Here is a 3417-nt window from a genome sequence, read left to right on the forward strand (position 1 = left end):
ACTTGCGAAACTTCAATACCTAATCTTGATAAGATAGTAGACGACTTGATTGAGGAAGAGTAACTCCTTGTTTTTTTATGATTTTATCTTTACAGACAGCCCTGAAGCCTGCAAAATTTACAAAAATTTATATAACGGTTAATCAGCCTGCTTTCAAAAAATATCAAAAAAACTCATTAAGTATATAGCCCATAGCCCGGCGTTTGTAGTTCAACACGGACTCATCGCTGGGTCTTGCAGACCGCTCAGAGTCCTATTTATTGTGCGTTGCTTTTTGTTCTCTTCTTAATTAAAATTCCCTGTTCCATTCAATAAAGCAATATCATATTTTACGTTATGGATAAGATACTCTTCTAATGCTGAGGAAAATATATCCAATCCAATTGATTCAAGATCTAATCCAAAGACATATTCAAGATAATGAATATTACCACTTAAATCATACATCGTATAATTCTCATTATCCCTATCTTTGACTAAATGATTGTATAATCTTTTTCCAATAGAAGATGAAAATGATGCTTTACCTATGTACATTGCTTTCTTAGAAAAATCTTTTGAGTTATAGCCAAATATCAAATATATTCCTTTTTTCTCTGCATTTGGAAATCTTAAATCAAGCCATGTGGTCTCCGTAAGTTTTGTAAAATACTTATTATCGTATACTTTATCCAATTCAATCAGTGGAATAGGATTTTTAGGAGCAAGTAATTCATTGAATTGTGTAATATTCTTATTCACAATTTCAACCATATTAATATAATCAGTATTCATAAATTATGCTATTATTTTTTAAAGTAACGCTAACGGTCACGTATATGAAACGTTTGGCATTTCGAAGCGATTTCCTGTCAAGTTACAACAAACTTTGATACGAGCTAAAATAATTGATAACGCACTGACTGACAAATGTTTTATACACGATGTTAGCGGTTCGGGCTTTGTTCTCGTACTTCCTGAATATATACTTAAAAATTTTTAAAGATTGTTCATTCCCAGTTATCATCGTTTTCTTTAAACTGTTTTTTATCCATTTTCAACGGCCCTATTATTACACCAGTAGTTTTTACAATGCCTTTTGTACCTGCCGTTAATGTAATAGTTCTGTTCGTCAGGTTTCCGGTTATATCCACTATTCCGTCCATCACATTTACTTCGGTATTGTTAAAATCATCTACATTAACCGTAAACTCGGTTCCACGTACAGAAGTTACAGCAGTTGGGGTTCTGACGTTCATTCTGATAATTTTATTTTTGATTTGTGCCTTTAATTTATCGGCTTCAAAAGTTGCCTGGTCTATTATTCCGCCACCTTCCTGAGAAACTTGTCCTATCCCCCGTGAGTTCACCGCATACATTTTGCCCCGCATCAGCGTTGGCGAATGGGTTCCATCATCGTTGATTCCAATGGTTATTACCGATTTTGAACTTAAAATTATGTCTTCCCCACCATTTTCAAGGGCATAGTGCAACTTTATCCTGCTGTTTTCGCCGGTGGCAATCCAATCGCCGGGAGCTATCTCCGCCGATTGTGTTTCGGACAAAGCGATTTGCTGCCCGTTTGATTTCACTACCATTACTTTCCCCGAAAAAGAAGTGATTTTACAATTGAAGTGAACCAGAGCCATTTTCGGTTTATCGTCCAATCCTTTGTAGCTTACATCGCCGCTGCCTTCCAGCGGTTTGTAATCTTTCATCATCCTGTCGTGGCTTACTTGTGCAACGGAATCGTTGTAATTTTTTTGCTTGGTGAGCATAATGGCAAGCTGCTGCTGCCTCATTACCTCGTCTTGCTGTTGCTGAGCGTTTGCTTTGTTATTATTGTTCATCGCATTGTTCAGCATACCGCCAACGATATTCAGCATAATTTGCTGTTGTAAATTAAGCGAACTGCCCGGAGAAGCGGACGGTTTTGCCGCTCCATTGTAATATCGGCAAGTTAGTTTGTGATTGCCGTTCATACCGCCACATTCAACGCATTGAGCGCCGCTGACAGCCGGTACCTGACTGTAAATATTTGCAGACACAAACAAAAACAGGGCAAATAAATAATATTTTGCCTTCATAACTATTGAGTTTTTATTGTTTCAATTCCCATTCGTAAATTTTGTCCTGTGCTGCACGGGCATCGGGCGCATCGGGCACAAGGAATAGGTATTTTTTCATATTAAATATAGCTTTTCTGTATTCTCCGATTTGTGCCTCAATTAACGCCATATTGTAATAAGCCGGCGGATAAGCAGTTGCGTGAATTGTTATCACTTTTTCATAGTAACTCAATGCCTCTGCATATCTTTTTTCATTATTGAGGGCATTTGCCTGAACAATGTACTTGCGCTGTTCTTCGGTTATGGCAGGTTTTTCTTGCAACTCGTTATAAGTTTTGGCGGCTGCCTGAAATTCGGCTAAGTCATTTTTAAGTTTTTGCGCTATATTATTATTAACGGAATCCTGATATACTTTGGTTTGTTGGTGTTGAAAGCTATTTAGAGCATCGGCTAAAACATATATGCTTCCATCATCACCCCAAGCAGTACCATCCGTGAATTTTCTATAAGAATCTTTAAAATGAATTGATTTAAGATTATCAATATAACAATCATAATAATCGTGCTCTGCTCCCGGAAAAGTTTCTCCTTTTTTAAAGTGTTCTTTACTGCAAAAAACTGTAATTTCATTTTTATCCCCTGTATTGAACATATCCCTGAAAAAGAATACCCTGACATCTTTTTTTGTTATCAGTTCAATTCTATCATCAAAGACTTTTGCTTCTTTATAGTTAATTTTTCCAAGACTGTCAGAAACAGAAACGTGTTTTTTATAAAGGACATCGCTAATATTTTTTTTGGCTTGCTCCATACTGGGATAGTTATTGAAACGCTCGGTTTCATATGTGGTTTGGGCATTCACAACCGTAGAACACACAAATACTGTTAGCAACAGTAAAAGACGAAGAATGTTAGTTGTTTTCATAATAGTAAATTTAGTTAGTTATCGTTCCCATTCGTAAATTTTGTCCTGCGCTGCACGAGCATCAGTTGCATCGGGCACGAGGAGCAGGTCTTTTTTCATGTTCTTTACTGCCGGTTTGTAGTCTTTTGTTTAGGCAAAACTATGTTGTATCCACCACATAGCCTGATCGCTAACATTTCTGTAACTGCATAATTCCTGTTATATCTGCCTTATCTATATGGGTTGTTCTTTTGTAATGAATTGATTTATGGCATAAAAAACCCTTTATCCTTCTTTCATTTATTTTATATCTCGTTGTTTAGTTAATCAAAAAATCCTCTCGAAATTTTTTTCAGAATTAAAGGTATACTTTTTTATTCAAACAAAGTAATTTTAAAAATATTAAACCTGGCCGGTAGATTTTTAATCTGGTCAAATTGTCTTATTCTTTTTTATCCTCGGCAA

3 protein-coding genes are annotated in these 3417 nt (G+C 36.0%); all 3 read right to left on the reverse strand.

Features of this window, described 5'->3' with window-relative positions; genetic code table 11:
* Nucleotides 1–285 precede the first annotated feature (285 nt).
* A complete protein-coding gene (locus tag Q8907_14645; GenBank protein ID MDP4275511.1) occupies nt 286–774 on the reverse strand; it encodes a hypothetical protein in 489 nt (162 codons plus the stop codon).
* 215 nt (nt 775–989) lie between these two features.
* Nucleotides 990–2066, reverse strand: coding sequence for a FecR family protein (locus Q8907_14650; protein ID MDP4275512.1), 1077 nt, complete (start codon nt 2064–2066; stop codon nt 990–992).
* 13 nt (nt 2067–2079) lie between these two features.
* Nucleotides 2080–2973 carry a tetratricopeptide repeat protein gene (locus tag Q8907_14655; GenBank protein ID MDP4275513.1) on the reverse strand — a complete coding sequence of 298 codons (894 nt, stop codon included), beginning with the start codon at nt 2971–2973 and terminating at the stop codon, nt 2080–2082.
* Between the last annotated feature and the right edge of the window lie 444 nt (nt 2974–3417).

The organism is Bacteroidota bacterium (assembly GCA_030706565.1).
GTDB lineage: Bacteria > Bacteroidota > Bacteroidia > Bacteroidales > JAUZOH01 > JAUZOH01.

Excerpts from the sequence above, each read along its gene's own strand:
- Q8907_14645 (MDP4275511.1), bottom strand. The coding sequence starts at position 774 with ATGAATACTGATTATATTAATATGGTTGAAATTGTGAATAAGAATATT.
- Q8907_14650 (MDP4275512.1), bottom strand. The coding sequence starts at position 2,066 with ATGAAGGCAAAATATTATTTATTTGCCCTGTTTTTGTTTGTGTCTGCA.
- Q8907_14655 (MDP4275513.1), bottom strand. The coding sequence starts at position 2,973 with ATGAAAACAACTAACATTCTTCGTCTTTTACTGTTGCTAACAGTATTT.